This window comes from Gemella sp. zg-1178, from assembly GCF_018790995.1.
Classification (GTDB): Bacteria; Bacillota; Bacilli; order Staphylococcales; family Gemellaceae; genus Gemelliphila.
Genome location: NZ_JAHKEI010000004.1, coordinates 37,303 through 55,171, shown reverse-complemented (window position 1 = coordinate 55,171; position 17,869 = coordinate 37,303). Strand labels below are relative to the sequence as shown.

The 17,869-nt window shown below is 26.2% G+C and carries 14 protein-coding genes; 2 read left to right on the top strand and 12 right to left on the bottom strand.

The window, feature by feature from the left end; all coding sequences use genetic code 11:
• Positions 1 to 21 precede the first annotated feature (21 nt).
• Positions 22 to 1,914 carry a DNA mismatch repair endonuclease MutL gene (mutL, locus tag KMP12_RS01510; RefSeq protein ID WP_215755978.1) on the bottom strand — a complete coding sequence of 631 codons (1,893 nt, stop codon included), beginning with the start codon at positions 1,912 to 1,914 and terminating at the stop codon, positions 22 to 24.
• Between the two features lie 24 nt (positions 1,915 to 1,938).
• Positions 1,939 to 4,470, bottom strand: coding sequence for a DNA mismatch repair protein MutS (gene mutS, locus KMP12_RS01505; RefSeq protein ID WP_215755977.1), 2,532 nt, complete (start codon positions 4,468 to 4,470; stop codon positions 1,939 to 1,941).
• 93 nt (positions 4,471 to 4,563) lie between these two features.
• Here mutS and KMP12_RS01500 point away from each other — a divergent pair, with 93 nt between their 5' ends.
• Positions 4,564 to 5,730, top strand: a complete 1,167-nt coding sequence (locus KMP12_RS01500; RefSeq protein WP_215755976.1) for an FtsW/RodA/SpoVE family cell cycle protein — start codon at positions 4,564 to 4,566, stop codon at positions 5,728 to 5,730.
• Positions 5,731 to 5,779: 49 nt separating this feature from the next.
• Here the strand turns inward: KMP12_RS01500 and KMP12_RS01495 are convergent, their stop codons facing one another.
• From KMP12_RS01495 to KMP12_RS01480, 4 genes are read right to left on the bottom strand one after another with little or no spacing between them, the layout of a single operon-like run.
• Positions 5,780 to 6,841: a M42 family metallopeptidase gene (locus tag KMP12_RS01495; RefSeq protein ID WP_215755975.1), complete on the bottom strand. Its 1,062-nt coding sequence runs from the start codon at positions 6,839 to 6,841 to the stop codon at positions 5,780 to 5,782.
• Positions 6,842 to 6,857: 16 nt separating this feature from the next.
• Positions 6,858 to 7,133, bottom strand: coding sequence for a hypothetical protein (locus KMP12_RS01490; RefSeq protein ID WP_215755974.1), 276 nt, complete (start codon positions 7,131 to 7,133; stop codon positions 6,858 to 6,860).
• A gap of 14 nt (positions 7,134 to 7,147) precedes the next feature.
• Positions 7,148 to 8,017, bottom strand: a complete 870-nt coding sequence (locus KMP12_RS01485) for a 2-oxoacid:ferredoxin oxidoreductase subunit beta (protein ID WP_215755973.1) — start codon at positions 8,015 to 8,017, stop codon at positions 7,148 to 7,150.
• Positions 8,005 to 9,765, bottom strand: a complete 1,761-nt coding sequence (locus KMP12_RS01480; protein ID WP_215755972.1) for a 2-oxoacid:acceptor oxidoreductase subunit alpha — start codon at positions 9,763 to 9,765, stop codon at positions 8,005 to 8,007. Before KMP12_RS01480 ends, KMP12_RS01485 begins: the two co-directional genes overlap by 13 nt.
• A gap of 137 nt (positions 9,766 to 9,902) precedes the next feature.
• On the opposite strand from KMP12_RS01480, the gene KMP12_RS01475 reads away from it, so the two are divergent.
• Positions 9,903 to 11,156 carry a replication-associated recombination protein A gene (locus tag KMP12_RS01475; RefSeq protein WP_371821644.1) on the top strand — a complete coding sequence of 418 codons (1,254 nt, stop codon included), beginning with the start codon at positions 9,903 to 9,905 and terminating at the stop codon, positions 11,154 to 11,156.
• A gap of 26 nt (positions 11,157 to 11,182) precedes the next feature.
• Here KMP12_RS01475 and prmC read toward each other — a convergent pair whose 3' ends face one another.
• The 6 genes from prmC to coaBC form a co-directional block, all read right to left on the bottom strand.
• The gene (prmC, locus tag KMP12_RS01470; RefSeq protein WP_215755970.1) at positions 11,183 to 12,025 is read right to left on the bottom strand and encodes a peptide chain release factor N(5)-glutamine methyltransferase; all 843 of its coding nucleotides are present in this window, start codon (positions 12,023 to 12,025) and stop codon (positions 11,183 to 11,185) included.
• A complete protein-coding gene (gene prfA, locus KMP12_RS01465) occupies positions 12,025 to 13,113 on the bottom strand; it encodes a peptide chain release factor 1 (protein WP_215755969.1) in 1,089 nt (362 codons plus the stop codon). The genes prmC and prfA overlap by 1 nt, the downstream gene beginning before the upstream one ends.
• A 12-nt stretch (positions 13,114 to 13,125) precedes the next feature.
• Complete coding sequence (locus tag KMP12_RS01460; RefSeq protein ID WP_215755968.1) at positions 13,126 to 13,707, bottom strand: thymidine kinase; 582 nt, start codon at positions 13,705 to 13,707, stop codon at positions 13,126 to 13,128.
• A 70-nt stretch (positions 13,708 to 13,777) separates the two neighbouring features.
• The gene (locus KMP12_RS01455) at positions 13,778 to 14,023 is read right to left on the bottom strand and encodes a type B 50S ribosomal protein L31 (protein ID WP_215755967.1); all 246 of its coding nucleotides are present in this window, start codon (positions 14,021 to 14,023) and stop codon (positions 13,778 to 13,780) included.
• A gap of 288 nt (positions 14,024 to 14,311) precedes the next feature.
• On the bottom strand, positions 14,312 to 16,669 hold the full coding sequence (gene priA, locus KMP12_RS01450) for a replication restart helicase PriA (protein ID WP_215755966.1): 2,358 nt from the start codon (positions 16,667 to 16,669) through the stop codon (positions 14,312 to 14,314).
• Positions 16,670 to 16,687: 18 nt separating this feature from the next.
• A complete protein-coding gene (coaBC, locus tag KMP12_RS01445; protein WP_215755965.1) occupies positions 16,688 to 17,857 on the bottom strand; it encodes a bifunctional phosphopantothenoylcysteine decarboxylase/phosphopantothenate--cysteine ligase CoaBC in 1,170 nt (389 codons plus the stop codon).
• Positions 17,858 to 17,869: the final 12 nt, after the last annotated feature.

Sequence of the window (17,869 nt, the reverse complement as noted above, 5' to 3'; positions counted from 1 at the left end):
CTTTTCTTCCTACTTATATTATTAAACTATTCTTTTAAACATTTTTTCTAAATCTTTTTTTGTAAGTTTACTTATTATCGGTCTGCCATGAGGACAAGTAAATGGATTTTTACAAGAATATAAATCTGAAATTACTTTTTCCATTTCTAAATGTGTTAAATATTGATTAGCTTTTATAGAAGCTTTACAACTAGCCATTGCTATGGCATCATGTCTAAGTTTTAATATATCAATATTTTTATCAGAAGAGACTTTGTCAATAATACTTCTTATGATATGCTCTGCGTCATTTTCTATCCAAGTCGGATATTCTCTAACTATATAAGAATTATTACCAAATTCTTCAATAACAAGACCTAAGCTATTTAATTTTTCAGATATATTTTTTATATTTGCCACTTCTTCGACTGAAAAATTAAAAGTTATAGGTATTAATAATTGTTTGGAAATATTTTTTGATTCTGAAAATATTTTTTGAAATTTCTCAAAATTGTAACGTTCCTGTGCTGCGTGCTGGTCTATTAAATACAAATTCTCTCCAGCTTGTGCCAATATATAAGTTTTAAATATTTGTACTAAAACTGATAATTGAGGTAAATTTATTTTAGTATATTTAGAATTTTTTTCCTCAATATTGCTTAAATATCTGTCCTCAATTTTTTCTTCTACCTTTAGAGTATTTTCTTCAAAATTAATATTATAATTTTTATAAGATTGGTCTGTAAAATTATCAAATTTATCTTCTGTATTTATTTCTACATTTTTATCACTTATCCTTTGATTGTAAGAAATATTATTAATTATTGAATCTAAATAAGGACTATCTTTGGCAACAAATTCTTTATCCAAATCATTTGAAAAATCTAGTTGCTTAGAATAATCTTTACTTTTATTACGCAAAACATTATTAATTCCATCTGGTATATAGGTGTTTTCTGATAATCTTTCTGATATAGCATCTTTTATTAGTGAAATTAATTCATATTCTTTTGAAAGTCTAATCTCTTGTTTTGTTGGGTGAACATTAACATCTAAGAGAATAGGATTCATATTTATATTTATAACTGCAATAGGAAACCTGTTTTTCATCAAAAATGTTCCGTAGGCATCTGTTATAGCATTTTGAATAGCATAATTTTTAATATATCTACCATTAATAAAAATATTTATATAATTTTTATTCGCCCTAGTTTCCTCTGGTTTTGACACATAGCCATCTATTTTATAGTCATCACTTGTTGCCTTAAATTTAAGCATATTTTTTGCAACAGTAAGACTATATATTTTAGAAATAATTTTATGAATATTATTATCTCCGTATGTTTTTAACAATATTTTATCATCAACTATTACTTCAAAAGCTATATTAGGATAAGATAGAGCTAGCTTATTAACTACATTCATTATATTTGCTTGTTCTGTATAAGAATTACGTAAATATTTTAATCTAGCTGGAGTATTATAAAATAAATTTTTCACGCTAATATCTGTTCCTTGTATAAGGGCATAATATTCTGTTTTTACAATTTTACCACCTTCTAGTATAAGACGCTTACCTTGTTCATCAGAAGCACAACTTTTTATATCAATATTACTAACAGAGGCAATACTTGCTAATGCTTCTCCCCTAAAACCCAAAGTTTCTATGTGGAATAAATCATAATCTGTACGTATTTTACTTGTTGCATGCCGCATAAATGCTTTTTCCATGTCATTATTACTAATGCCACTACCGTTATCAATAATTCTTATTTCTTCTATTCCAAATTCTTTTATTATAATTTTTATGTTTGTACTCCCAGCATCAATAGAATTTTCTAGTAATTCTTTGACAACTGAGGCAGGTCTTTCAACAACTTCTCCTGCTGATATTTTATTGGAAAGTTCAGCTGATAAAATATTTATTTTGCTCATTATTTACCTCCCTTCTATTCCTATTTATTCAATTAATTTATTTTTCAAATCATTTAACACTTGTAATGCGGCTAATGGCGTTGTGTTAAACAAATCTAATTCTTTTAATATTTTTTCGATATACTGATATTTTTCATTATTATCATCTAAATCAAATGATAACATCTTGTATTCATTAGAAATATTTTCATTTATCTTAGAAGTATTAATATCTTCGTTATCTTTTTCTAAGTTTGTTAATATTACATTTGCTTTATCTATAATTTCTTCTGGCAAATCAGCTAATTTAGCAACATGAATCCCGTAACTTTTTTCTATTGCTCCTGGTATCACCTTGTATAAAAATATGAGTTCTCCCTTATCTTCTTTAGCTGAAACGTGAATATTTTTAATTCCTGCTACCTCTTTTCCTAATTTCGTCAATTCATGATAATGAGTTGAAAATAAAGTTTTACACTTTATATTATTATTAATATATTCTAAGATAGATTGTGCTAGTGCAATACCGTCGTATGTTGATGTTCCTCTACCTATTTCATCAAATATTAATAAGGATTTGTCAGTTGATTCAAGCAAGGCATTTTTAGCTTCCATCATTTCAACCATAAAAGTTGATTTTCCACCAGCTAAGTCATCAGATGCCCCAATTCTTGTAAATATTTTATCAAATATTGGTATATTTGCACTACTACATGGAACATAAGAACCTATTTGTGCAAGAATTACTATTAATGCTAATTGCCTCATATATGTTGACTTACCAGACATATTCGGACCTGTAATTAATAAAACATTATCTTTAGTATCAAAAACACAATCATTGCTAATATAAGATAAATCTCCTACCATTCTTTCTACTATAGGATGTCTACCATTAACTATATTTATACTTCTATCACTATTAAAAATAGGCTTCACATAAGAAAATTCTTCTGAAACATTGGCAAGAGAAATATATACATCTAAATCGCTAAGTCTATCTGCAAGTTTTTGTAAATCTTGGATATAATCTCTTGTCCTTGTTTTTATATCTTGAAATAATGCTAATTCTAAATCTTCAATTTTAGAATTTGAATTTAATATGTAATCTTCAACCTTTTTAAGTTCTTCTGATATATATCTTTCACAATTAGAAAGTGTTTGTTTTCTAATATAACCCAAACTTTCTATATCAATATTTTTTAAATTTGCATTAGATATTTCTATAAAATAACCGAAAATTTTATTGTATTTAATTTTTAAATTTTTTATTTCTGTACGCTCTTTCTCTCTAGTTTCTATTTCTATAAGCATATTATTACAATTTTCTTGAGCGTTTCTATAATTATCTAATTCTACATTAAAACCTTCTTTTATTACATTACCACTCTTTACTGTTTGACCAGCATTATCACTTATTGCTTTTTGTAAGTATTCTTTTAAGTTATCTAGTTCAAAAATTTTATTATTTAATCTTGTTATATTATCAGATTTAATACTAGAAAGAATATTTTTTATCTCTGGTATTTTTTCTAAGGTAGTTTTCAAATTAACTAGGTCTTTAGGCGAAACAATATTATAAGAAATTTTTGTCGCTATTCTTTCTAAATCATAAACTTTTTTTAAAAAGTTTTGAATTTCCATTCTTTCAAAATAATTTTCAATAAAATCTGTAATAATATTTTGGCGATTTATAATTTCTTCTAAATTAATTAAGGGATTTTCTAGCCATTTTTTTATTTTTCTAGCTCCCGTAGCTGTTTTTGTTCTATCAATAACGCTTAAAAGAGAACCTTTTTTAGAACCGTTTGCCATATTTCTTGTAACTTCTAAATTTTTTATAGAATAATTAGTCATATAAACGTAGTTATTTTTAAAGTATACTTCAAAATCTTTTATGTTGTCTACATTCATATTTTGGGTTTCTTCTATATATTTTAGCAAGTTATTAGCAGAAATTTTTAAATAATTATCAGAAATAAGTTCTGTTTTACTAAAATGTAAATCTTTATCTAAATTTATTCTAGTTATATATAAATTTCTTAAAGTCAAATTTTCTATATTAATATTTAAAATTTCTTTTATATTATTTTTTAATATTTCATCAAGTAAATCATCAATATTATTTAATACTGTGCCCCTACTATCCCCAGTCATAATATCTATAAAGACTAAATAATATTTATTATCAAAAAAATAAACACAACCTATATAATTATTTTCATCTAAATTTTTATAGTTCATGTATGTCCCAGGTGTTATAACTTGAACAACTTTTCTTTCAACAATTTTGCCTTGTCCTGCTTGTGAAACTTGTTCACATATAGCTACCTTATGACCATTATTAACTAAAACATCAATATAGTTAGAAGCAGAGTGAAATGGGACACCACACATAGGTATTTTAGATTCTACTCCTGCATCTCTTCCAGTCAAAGTTATCTCTAAAATTTTTGATGCTTCTATTGCATCATCAAAAAACATTTCATAGAAATCACCTAGTCTATAAAATAAAAAAGTATCCTTATAATTTTCTTTAATTTTTAGATATTGTTCAATCATGGGAGTATATTTCAAAAAAATCACCTCTTTATTATCTGTATTCCATTATCTTTTATTGAATTAAAATTTACTCTATTGTATAATTATTGCAAAAAAGGAGTTGAAAATTTGAAAAAGTTTATTTTAGAAAAAAGTAATATCTCTTTATTAATACTTTATTTTTTACTATCCTTTATAAGCATAAGTTCAATATTTTTTGCTGAATATATTAATGAAAAAACTCCAACCTTATTTTTAAAACAACTTGTATTTTATATTGTAAGTTTCTTCTTAATATATCTTATACAAAAAATTTCTATATCAACATACGAGAAAATGAGTATTTTATTTTATCTATTTACAACAGTTATTCTTGTTTTATTAATATTTGCACCTGAATCAATAGCTCCTACAATAAATGGAGCAAAGGCTTGGTTTAACTTCGAAATATTAACCATTCAACCGTCTGAATTTGCAAAAATATCAACACTTGCTATTTTAAGTTACTTAATAATACAAGAACATTTTAAAAAAATTTCTGATATTGCCAAACTACTTGAACTAGGTATTATAATATCTATTCCATTAATTCTTATCATTAAAGAAAATGATTTAGGTAATGGATTATACTTTATATTTTTATTTTTAGCACTAGTCTTTTTAGTTTGCAGTAGAAGTAAAACACTATTTATTATATATAGCAGCATTTTAGGATTTATAGCTTCAATAATATTGCTTGCAATTTATTTTCCTACTTTTTTAAGTAATATAGGAATAAAACCATATCAATTAAAAAGATTATTGTCATGGTTAAGACCAGAAGATTTTACCTATAATTTTTCATATCAAATAACTCAAGTTCTTAATGAAATGTCTACTGCTGGTCTTTATGGTAGTTTTTCAAAAAATATCAACTATATAGACGAGCAATTTAATGATTTCATTTTTTCTGTAATTGCTAAAATTTATGGTTTTGCAGGTGCTACAATTTTTATTTTTATATATTTTATATTTTTATACAAAATAATAAGAATTTCTAAAAAATGTCAACACGGCAATTTTAGTTACTATTTTATTTTACTAACTGTCTTTAGTTTCAGTTTTCAATTCATAATAAACACATATTCATCAACAGGATTAATACCTGTTATCGGTGTTAGCTTACCCTTTATAAGCTACGGAGGAAGTTCACTTATAGCTAATTCTATATTATTTGGTATTATTTTAAAGATAAATAATACTATCTACAAAGAATTAGCTGAAGATGAAGAAAACGAAGAATATATTGATTATTAAAAATAATTTTAACAGGATAATTTTTAAAATTATCCTGTTTTTATATTACTTACAAGCGAATTTCAGAAATGAATTTTTCATCAACAGACGTTAAAACTTTTTTTATTATTTCTTTAGCTGATAAGTAATCTCTAATATCAATTATTGAATTGGGTGTATGAATATATCTACCACATATTCCTATCACAGCTGTTGGAATACCTAAAAGTGATTTATGTATTTCTCCACCATCTGTTCCACCAGGAGATGTAAAATACTGATATTTTATATTATTGTCTTTAGCTAAACTAACTATTTTTTCTCTAAGGTTAGCTCTTAATACCATAGTTCTATCCATAAGTCTTACTAAAAATCCTTCTCCTAGTCTCCCGTTTGAATTTTTGTTGCCGTCCATATCATTTGCAGGACTACAGTCAACAACTAAACATAAATCTGGTTGAACTTTATTAGCAGCAATTTTTGCTCCACGCAAACCTACTTCTTCTTGAACAGTAGCACAGACTACTAAATTAAAGTCTAATTCAATATTATTTAATTCTTTTAATAAGTCTACTATCATGACACAACCGTATCTATTATCAAATGCTTTTGCCATTAAACGATATTGTGATAAGCGTTCAAATTCTGTTCTAGGTGTAGCGAATGCTCCCTCATTAATACCCCATTCCCTAACTTCATTTTCAGAACTTGCACCTATGTCTAATGTCATTTCACTAATTTTTACTGATTGCTGACTTCCTCCTACAAAATGTTTAGGTATAGACGGAATAACTCCTACAAATTTTTCTCCGTGATAATTAGTTATAGTGAATTTTTGTGAAAGTAATACATCTTCTCTAAAACCACCTAAAGGTTCAAATTTTAAAAACCCATTAGATAATATTTTTGTTATCATAAATCCTACTTCATCCATATGGGCAGCAATTAAAACTGTTTTTGACTTAGGATTTTTTGAATCTTTATATGCGTATACTCCGCCTAAATTATCTCTTTCTATCCTGTCAACATAAGGACTTAAATTTTCAATTAAATAATTTGCTACTTCACTTTCAAATCCTGATGTTGCATCTAAATCTGTTAATTCTTTAAAAATTTTTATTGAATTCTCCATGTTTCCCCTTAATTTTTTATACTTCTTTTATTGAAATTATTTTATTTTCTAATTTATTGAAAACTACTGTATAATTTTTATTTTTGTAATCCGTAAACGAAAATTCTAAGTAGTTGTTTTCAGGTAAATTAAAACACCAACTATCTCTTATTTCATAGCCCATTTCTAATATAGTTTTTTTACATTCTATTATATAATCATCTTCTTTTTTCAAATTATTTATTTTTTTATATACTGGATAAGTACATAAACCTAAAGCACATAATAAAGCTATTTTTTTTAACTTACTCATAACAAACATCTCCTTTATCTAAATTCATCACACAAGATAGTAAAAATTTTCTCGTCAAAAGATATATCTTGTTTTGATATGGATTTAAATCCTTCATTTTCACTTAAATTTTGTTCGAAAGCTTTTTTATTATCGTTTTTATATATTATACCTGTAACTAAATCATTATACTCATCTAAAATTCTGTATGCTTCATACTTATTAGTATAATCATAATTTTCAAGACTATCTAATTCTGTTAAATTTTCTTTAAACCACTTAGGAGTATTCTTATAATTATAAGTATGGCAAGGACTAAATACATTAACAAGAGAAAAGCCCTCATGAGCGATAGCTTGCTCTAAAATATTTACTAGTTGTTTCATATTACCAGTAAATGCTTGGGCTACGAAAGTCACATCAGCTGAAAGAGCAATTTTCATAGGAGATATAGGGGTATCTAATGAACCGTCTAAGGTAGTTGTTGTTACAAAACCTAAATCAGACCTTGGAGAAGCCTGAGATTTTGTCAAAGCATAAAGTTGATTATCCATAACTACATAAGTAATGTTGATATTCCTACGCATTGCATGAATAGCGTGATTTAAGCCGATAGCATAACCATCTCCATCACCTCCCATAGCAACAACTGTCAAATCTTTATTTGCTAACTTTATTCCTTGTGCCACAGGCAGAGACCTTCCATGTAATCCTTGTACTCCATAAGCTCTAGTGTAACCACTAATTTTCCCTGAGCAACCTATACCAGCAGAAATTACCAAATTATGTGGTTCTATTCCTAAACCTACTACTGCCTTATTTATACCAGCAAGGACAGAAAAATCTCCACAGCCTGGACACCAATCAGGTTTAACATCATTTCTATAATTTTTTAATGTAACCATCTATTTTCCTCCCTAGTAATTTCTTCTATAATTTCATGACAATAAAAAATATCTCCATTATATTTTCTTATGCTATTTAATTTTTTTGCTAAATCTAAATTAGCTTCTAAAATTGTTTTTAATTGAGCATTATAATTATGCTCTACTACATATACATTTTTATATTTATTTATTATATCTTCTATTTTGCTAGAAACAGGAAAAATTTGTCTTATGTGTAATGTGTCAACAGAAATATTTTTTTCTTTAAGGAGGCTTGATACTTCATCTATTGTGCCACAAACAGAATTAATACCAATTAACAAAATATTATTTTCATTATCATAATTTTTATATACAAAAGGTTCTTTAGCAAATGCCAAAGCTACTTTTTTCATTCTTTTTTCTGTTTGTTTTTGACGTATTATTGGATTTTCAGAAGGTAACCCATATTCTGAATGTTCCGAACTATTTGCATTGTGAATACCTCCTATTTGTCCTGGAATTGCCCTATTAGAAACTAAGTCTTCTAAATCATAACGTTTGAAATAAACTGTATTTTCTAGTTCAGCTATTTCTTCTTCTGTCAGCAATTTACCCCTATTAATTTCTACATTAGAAAAATTAAAATATTTAACCGTTTCTTTATTCATAGAAAGTTGTAAATCAGATAAAACAACTACTGGGCTTTGATAAACTTCTGCTAAGTTAAAAGCTTCTATCATTATATTAAAACTATCTTCAACACTTGTTGGAGCCAAAACTATTCTTGAAGCATCACCTGCACCACCATAAACAGAATGGAAAATATCTGATTGTTCAATTTTTGTTGGTAATCCAGTTGCAGGTCCGCCCCTTTGAGCGTCATATATAACGACAGGCTGTTCACTTATTGTGGCTAAACCTAAAAATTCTGTCATCAATGCCATACCTGGACCAGATGTTGCTGTCATAGCTCTAGCTCCTGCATAACCTGCTCCCAAGACTACACCAAGTGCCGCAAGCTCATCTTCTGTTTGAATATAGGCTCCGCCAAATTTACTTAAATTTTCAAACATATATTCCATAACTTCTGTTGCAGGAGTAATTGGATAACCTGCGTAAACTCTGCACCCAGCAGCCAAAGCACCTATAGCTGCAGCATGATTACCTATTAACCACATATTATTTTTTTCTTTTTTATGTAAAACTTTCAAATAATATTCATCAGTAATATTATTTTTTTCCACGTATTCAGTCATTATTTCACGACCTACTTCAAAGGCTTTAATATTACTTTCTACTACATCTTGTCCCTTGCTAGAAAATTTATTTTCAATCATTTCTAAAAAAAGATTTGTTTCTATATTTAATAGCTTTGAACATATTCCTAAAGTAATTAAATTTTTAATTATAGGACTTGATATTTCTTTAGCTAATTTTGTGATTGGAAATACAGCAACTCTACAAAAAATATTTTCAGGAATTATTGGTTTTATATTATCATCAACTATAATAATACTATTATCATGTAATTCATCTATATAATTTTCTAGTGTAGCTTGGTCAAAAGCTAATAAAATATCAGTTTTATATTCAATAGATTGTTTTTTAATTTCATTAATACAAATTTTACTGGTGCTATGCCCACCCTTAATTCTACTCGAAAAATTTCTTGTAGAATACATATTATATCCCAAACTATTTATTACAGTAGAAAAAATTTCAGCCGTACTCTCAAGACCTTCGCCTTGTTCGCCACCTATTTTCCAAGATAATTTATTTATCATTCCAAATCTCCTTCAATAGAAATTTTAAAATTTAAAAATAATAACTATTTTATTAATTATTATTTACATTATTCAGTACTTATAATATCATTACATTATAGCATATTTTATTTATTTTTTCACTTTATTTAGAAAGGATAACTATGAGAAATTTAATAAATAAACTACGTCCAAAAACTATAAGTGAAGTTGTCGGACAAAAACATCTAATCGGTGATGGTAAAATATTAACTAAAATTATCCAAACAAATAATATGTTTTCTTTTATATTATACGGGCAACCAGGAATAGGAAAAACAACAATAGCTTCAGCCTTAGCTAACGAATTAAATTTTAAATTTAAAATTTTAAATGCTGTAAATTGTTCTAAAAAAGATTTAACAGATGTTATAGAAGAATCCAAAAGATTTAAAAAAATTATTTTATTATTAGATGAATTTCACCGTTTAACAAAGCCTCTTCAAGATATACTATTACCAGAAATAGAATATGAAAATATATTTGTTATAGGCTGTACAACACAAAATCCATATCACAGTGTAGCACCTGCTATTAGGTCAAGATTAAAAATATTTGAATTAAAACAAATTGAGAAAAAAGAAATATATACTTATTTAAGAACAATAAGTAATAACATTGAAATTTTTAATAAAAATATTAATATAGATGATGAAGTCTATAAAATAATATCACAAAATTCTTATGGAGATTTAAGATTTGCTATTAATACCTTAGAAATAATATATAATATTTCTGAAGAAAATGAAGTTATAAGTAAGGAAAAATTTTTATACTTATCCTTGGGAAATTTTAAATCTTATGACAAAGATGGAGATTATTTTTATAATGCTATAAGTGCCTTACAAAAATCAATTAGAGGTAGTGATGTTGATGCTGCCCTTTATTATTTAGCACTGCTAATTGATAGTGGAGATTTGGAAACTTTATGCAGAAGATTATATGTTATAGCTTATGAAGATATTGGTTTAGCTAATCCTAATATTGGTTCATTCGTTCATGCAGCAATAGAATCTTCAAAATCATTAGGCTTGCCAGAAGCAAGAATACCACTTGCTAATATAGTAATTCAACTTGCTTTATCACAAAAATCGAATAGTGCTATGGTGGCAATAGACAAAGCACTAACAGAAATTAAAAACAATCCTAAATTTGAAATACCAAATCATTTAAAAGATAATCATTATAGCGGAGCAGAAAAACTAGGTGCAGGTCTTGGTTATAAATATCCTCATAACTATCCTAATAATTATATAAAACAACAATATCTTCCTAATAATTTAATTAATAAAAGATTTTATGAACCTAATATATCAAATAAAAATGAAAAAATTTTAAAATTATATCAAGATTTTCTTAAAAGTTTAAAATAAAAGTATTGCAATAAATTGCAATACTTTTATTTTTTTATTCTTATAACTATGGCTATTCTAGCCCTACCATTTAAATCTTTTAAAATTTCAGCATCAAAATTATTTTTTTTCGCTAAATCTATAATTTTATTTTTTTGATTAAATCCAATTTCAAAAAATATTAAACCCTCTTTAGTTAAATAATTTTCTGCTTGCTCTAATATTTTTCTATAAAAATATAAACCATCTTCATCAGCAAACAAGGCTATATGAGGGTCGTAGTTTATAACATTATTTTCTATACTATCTTTTTCCGAATAAGAAATATAAGGCGGATTAGAAACAATAATATCAAATTTATCTTCTATATTTTCAAAAATATCAGACTGTATAAAATCTATATGAGCTTTTAGATTTTTTGCATTTTCTTTTGCAACTGACAAAGCATCACAACTTATATCAGAAGCTGTTACTAATAAACTCGGTATTTCTTTAGCTAAACTTATTCCTATTATTCCAGAACCTGTACATAAATCTAATATTTTAATGTTATTATTTTCATTCTTTCTTATATAATTTATTACGGTATAAACTAACTCTTCTGTTTCCATTCTTGGAGAAAGAACAAATTTATTTACTATAAATTTTCTATCAAAAAAATAATCAAAACCTACTAAATGACTTAAGGGTTTATCTGTTAATATATGCTCATTTATTAAATTAAAATATTTTTCTTCTAATTTTTTTTCTAATTCTAAATTTATATTATTATTAAATTTTCTAACATCTTCATCAAGTAAATACATCAATAAAAATCTAGCTAGACTTTCTTCTTTTGCCTGTTCTCTTAAAAGAAAACAAGCTTTTTCTAAAGCTTGTTTTCTTTTCATTATAATTCATCGCCTTTATTTAATTCTGCCATTTTTTCAGTTTGTTCAGCTATTCTTAAAGATTCCATTATTTCATCAAGTTTTCCTTCCATAATTTGATCTAACTTTTGAATAGTAAGACCTATTCTGTGGTCAGTAACCCTGTTTTGAGGATAATTATAAGTTCTTATTCTTTCTGAACGGTCTCCAGTACCTACTTTTGATTTTCTTTCAGCATCAAATTTTTCTTGTTCTTCTTGTTGGAATTTATCATAAACTCTAGCTCGTAAAATTTTCATTGCCTTTTCTTTATTTTTTATTTGTGAACGTTCATCTTGCATAGAAACTACAACTCCAGTAGGTATGTGTGTTAATCTGACTGCTGACATTGTTGTATTTACTGATTGTCCTCCTGCACCAGAAGATGCAAATGTATCTACACGGATATCATTTTCATTAATATCTACTTCTATTTCTTCAACTTCAGGTAATACTACTACTGTTGCGGTAGATGTATGAATACGTCCACTAGATTCTGTTGTCGGTACACGTTGTACCCTGTGTGCCCCACTTTCAAATTTCATTTTAGAATAAACTTCTTCTCCCGACACAAGGAAAGTAGCTTCTTTAACTCCACCTATTCCAATTTCAGTTCTTTCTAAAATTTCAACTTTCCAACCTTGAGATTCTGCATATCTAGTATACATTCTTAACAAATCTCCTGCGAATAATGCAGCCTCATCTCCACCAGCGGCACCACGAACTTCAACAACAACATTTTTGCTGTCATTTGGGTCTTTTGGTAACAATAATATTTTTAATTCTTCTTCCATAGGTGAAAGTTTTGGTTCTAATTCTTTTAGTTCTTCTTGCATCATTTCTTTCATTTCTTTATCATCTTCTATCTCTAAAAGTTCTTTTGTTTCTGCAATTTGTTGAACTATTTTTTTATATTCTCTAAAAACTATTACTGTTTTTTCAATAGAGCGTTGTTCTTTAGAAAATTCCATTAATTTTTTAGTATCGCTCACTACATCTGGATCACTTAACAATTCATTTAATTTTTCATAGCGTTCTTCCACTATTTCAAGTTGACCTAGTATTTCCATGTCTATCTCCTATTAATCTCTTTTTATTTCATGACAATGTCTACATCTAGCTTCATAAGATTCACTAGCTCCAATTACAACAACAGGGTCATTATATTTTGCTGGTGTTCCATCTATTAATCTTTGACTAAGACTTGCTTCACTCCCACACTTGCTACATACTGCATGTAATTTCGTAACTATTTCACTAACAGCCATTATATCTGGCATAGGATAAAATGGTTCAGCCTTAAAATCCATATCCAGACCAGCGACTATAACTCTTACCCCGTTATTTGCTAAATCATTTATAACTTTTAATATATCTTTATCAAAGAATTGCACTTCATCAACTCCTATAATATCATAATTTTTATTTTTTACATAATCATAAATTTTCGATGACGACTTTATAGAAATTGATTCGTAACTATTTCCATTGTGTGTCGATATTTTATCTTTACTATATCTATTATCAATTTCAGGTTTAAATAGTAAAACTTTTTGCTTGGCAATTACTCCTCTTTTTATTCTGCGTATTAATTCTTCTGATTTACCAGAAAACATACTTCCACAAATACATTCTATCCAACCCGTTTTTCTATATTCAAACATACATTCTCCATTTTTTTAATAATATAGAATAAAAACAGACAATCTTTGCAGTTGTCTGTTTTTAGAATTTTTACTTGATTCCGTATTTTTTGTTGAAACGTTCGATACGTCCATCTGCCTGAGCAAATCTTTGACGTCCTGTGTAAAATGGATGAGTGTCTGAACTAATTTCCACTTTTAGTAATGGATATTCATTACCATCTTCCCACACAATTGTTTCTTTAGCTGGTTTAGTTGACCCGCTTAAAAATTTGAAACCACTTGTTGTATCCATAAATACAACTTTACGATAATCTGGGTGTATTCCTTGTTTCATTTTATATCTCCTTTTGCCCTGAACACTTAAAATATGAACAGAGTTATTTTGAGTGAATATAATTCACATACCAAATCATTATAAATAATTATTCCAAAAAAATCAAGATAAAAATATCTATTTTCGTAAATTTTTTTAATTTATACATTTTAATTAAAAGAATTAAATTTTTTTAGTATATTAAATTAATTTTATTTAATAACTATATTTTAAATTATTAATAGTAAACTTAAAAATTTAAAAAATTATTTTTATTATTAATTATATCATTTTTAAAATTTTAATTACTTAAATATAATCTTGGACTGAATTATCTATCACTATTGATATTTTATCTTTTATATAAACTTGTTGGAAATAGTTATTTATATATTTTAATAATTTATGTAATTTATTGTAGTCTTTTTCTTCAAAACGCACAGCTATATTAAATCTATATTCATTATTTATTTTATAAAAATTACTTTTATTAGGTCCTAATATTTTTTCTTTATAATAATTCTTATGTAAAAAATTATAAATTGTTATAGCTGCTAGCTTTGTTTTTTCTTCATCACTACCCTTTATCATAATAAAAGATATTTTACAAAAAGGTGGATATTCTATAATTTTCCTTCTGTTTATTTCGTATTCATAAAATTTTTCATAGTCTGCATTTACGGCATAAGTTACAATATTACTATCAACATTAGATTGTAATATTACTCTACCTTGCTTATCCTTACGTCCAGCTCTACCAGAAGTTTGAACCAAGAGTTGAAATAATTTTTCATTTGACTTAAAGCTAGGAATTGCTAACATACTATCGACAGATAATATACCTACAAGAGTAATATCTGGAAAATCAAGCCCCTTAGAAATCATTTGCGTTCCTAACAATATATCAGCTTTCTTATTTTTAAAATCTGTTAATAATTTTTCATACATACCTTTTCGTGAAGTTGTATCAGAATCCATTCTTATTATTTTCGCTTCTGGTAATTTACTTTTAATATATTCTTCAACCTTTTGAATGCCAAATACACCTGATACTAATTCTGGATTTTCGCAACATTTTTTTATAGAAAATATTTTTTTTCTATAACCGCAAAAATGGCACTGTAAACTTTTATCATTTTTATGATAATTTAAACTTATATCACACTTTTCACATTTATAGATATGACCACAAGTAAAACAACGTATGAAATTAGTGTATCCCCTCTTATTAATAAGTAAGAGAACTTGCTCATTTTTAGAGATAGTCTCCTCAATCATACCAAGTAATTTTTCATCAATAACATTTTCCTTATTTTCTAAAGAAATTACATCTATTATAGGAGATTGATTATTAAATCTTTTAGATAATTTCAACAATCTATTTTTTTTGAAATTTTTAAATTCATAGTATAAATCAACTGACGGAGTTGCACTCGCATAAAGTAGTGTTGCTTTGTTAAACACAGCTCTTTTTTTAGCTATATCTTTTGCATCATACCTAGGAGATTCTTGTTGTTTATAGGAATTTTCATGTTCTTCATCTATTATTATCAATCCTATATTTTCAAAAGGAGCAAATATTGCTGACCTTGTTCCTAAACATATATTAACTTTCTGTTCTTTTATTTTTTTCCATTCATCATATTTTTCTTTTTTATTTAATCTGGAATGCAAAACAGAAATATTATCGCCAAAAACTTTTTTAAATTTTTCTTCAATTTGAGGTGTTAGTATAATTTCAGGAACTAAAATAATAGCTTGTTTACCTAAATTTATACAATCTTTAACTAAATTTATATAGACTTCTGTTTTTCCCGAGCCAGTAACTCCATGTAGCAAATAATCTGCAAATTTTTGATTAATAAGACTTTGTCTTACAGTATTATAAACTCTAGTTTGTTCTTCATTTAAAATATTCTTATTATTATAAGTATATTCATTAGCTTCAAATATATTTTCTTTATAAATATATTTTATTATATCTTTTTCTAATAAATTTTTTATAACACTTTCTCCTATTTGGAGCTTATCTTTTATCAATGATTTTTTTATATCAATATTTTTTTCTAAATAGTCTATTAATATTTTTTGTTTAGCGGTAAGTTTTATATTATTGCCAAAATTATTTAAAGTAACATATTTTTCATTATTAGATTTTAATTGTTCTTCTACGATACTAATTAATTTTATTATTTTATTAGAAATCAAATATGATAACTCTTCTGAATCTAATAATCTTTCTAATTTATTTTTTTCTACAATTCCTTCATTAGAAAAATATTTTTTATATTGAAAAAGTGTTAAATCATCAGCTGCTAATTTATAATATTCTTTATACTTATTTTTTAATATTGTTGGTAACATAGCTTCTATAACTTGTATCTGAGTACAATATAGTTCATCAGCCAAAACAGAAGATAAGAGTATTAATTCATTATTTAATACTGGATAATCATCTTTTATTTTTTTAATTTCTTTTATTTTAGCTACATCAAAATTAGGGTTTTCTTTTTGTTCAACAATATATCCCTGAATAATTCTACTACCAAAAGGTACTTCTACCCTATATCCAAGTAAATTTTTGTTGATATATTTTTGAGGAATTTTATAATAAAATTTTTTATCAATTCTACTGTTTTTCACATCAACTATTACTTGAACAAACATAAAAGTACCTTTCTCTAATTAATCTATTAATTTTGATATTAATGATTTCGCAATATTTGTTTTACTTGTTTTATTTATCTTGTAGATATTATCATATTTATCTATTATAGCAACTTCATTATTGTCTGATGCAAAACCTATATCTTTTTTAGAAACATCATTAGCAACAATAAAATCTAAGTTTTTCTTTTTAATTTTTTCTTTAGCATAATCAATTACATTATCCGTTTCCGCCGCAAAGCCTACTAATATTTGATTATCTTTTTTATTTTGACCTAGATAATATAATATATCATCTGTTCTTTCTAATTCTATTTCGATATTACCAAGTTGTTTTTTTACTTTTCTATCATACTTTATTACTGGAGTATAATCAGATACAGCAGCTGCTTTTACTACAATATCACACTCTTCATAATATTTTTTTATTTCTTCAAACATATCATAAGCAGTAACTATACTTATGACTTCAATATTTGAGTTTATAGGGCTATAATCAGTTGCAGTTATCAAATAGACTTTTGCTCCTTGATTAGCAAATTCCTCTGCTATTGCAATACCCATTTTACCACTAGAGGGGTTGGAAATAAATCTTACAGGGTCTATATATTCTTTGGTTGCTCCAGCAGTAACTAATATAGTTTTATTACTAAATTTCTTTTCCACTAAAACAGAATTAATTATTGTATCCGTATCTGATAACTTGCCTTTGCCCTCATCGCCACATGCTAAAATCCCCGAAGCAGGTTCTATAAAATTAAATCCTAATTGCTGTAATTTAAAAATATTTCCTTGAGTTATTGGGTTATTATACATATTTGTATTCATAGCTGGTGCTATATATATTTTAGAAAAATCATTTACTGCTAAAATTAAAGTGCTAGCTAAATCATCAGCTATTCCGCTAGCTATTTTGGCAATAATATTAGCAGTAGCAGGAGCAATTATTATTTTATCTGCCCATTTATTTAAGTCTATATGCTGTATTTCTTTTTCGTTTTTTTCTATGAATGTATCAGTATAAACAAAATTTTTTGATATTGTTTGAAATGACAATTCTGTTACAAACTTAGCAGCATTTTCTGTCATTACAATTTTTACATTATGACCACTCTTAGTTAATTTACTAACTAAATCTAGTGATTTATAAGCTGCAATTCCTCCAGAAACTATATGTAATATATTCATAAAATTCCACCT

Bases quoted from the DNA above. Each gene is read 5' to 3' on its own strand.
- KMP12_RS01495 (WP_215755975.1), bottom strand. From the start codon at position 6,841: ATGGAGAATTCAATAAAAATTTTTAAAGAATTAACAGATTTAGATGCA.
- coaBC (WP_215755965.1), bottom strand. From the start codon at position 17,857: ATGAATATATTACATATAGTTTCTGGAGGAATTGCAGCTTATAAATCA.
- KMP12_RS01460 (WP_215755968.1), bottom strand. From the start codon at position 13,707: ATGTTTGAATATAGAAAAACGGGTTGGATAGAATGTATTTGTGGAAGT.
- KMP12_RS01485 (WP_215755973.1), bottom strand. From the start codon at position 8,017: ATGGTTACATTAAAAAATTATAGAAATGATGTTAAACCTGATTGGTGT.
- mutL (WP_215755978.1), bottom strand. From the start codon at position 1,914: ATGAGCAAAATAAATATTTTATCAGCTGAACTTTCCAATAAAATATCA.
- KMP12_RS01490 (WP_215755974.1), bottom strand. From the start codon at position 7,133: ATGAGTAAGTTAAAAAAAATAGCTTTATTATGTGCTTTAGGTTTATGT.
- prfA (WP_215755969.1), bottom strand. From the start codon at position 13,113: ATGGAAATACTAGGTCAACTTGAAATAGTGGAAGAACGCTATGAAAAA.
- KMP12_RS01480 (WP_215755972.1), bottom strand. From the start codon at position 9,765: ATGATAAATAAATTATCTTGGAAAATAGGTGGCGAACAAGGCGAAGGT.
- prmC (WP_215755970.1), bottom strand. From the start codon at position 12,025: ATGAAAAGAAAACAAGCTTTAGAAAAAGCTTGTTTTCTTTTAAGAGAA.
- KMP12_RS01455 (WP_215755967.1), bottom strand. From the start codon at position 14,023: ATGAAACAAGGAATACACCCAGATTATCGTAAAGTTGTATTTATGGAT.
- priA (WP_215755966.1), bottom strand. From the start codon at position 16,669: ATGTTTGTTCAAGTAATAGTTGATGTGAAAAACAGTAGAATTGATAAA.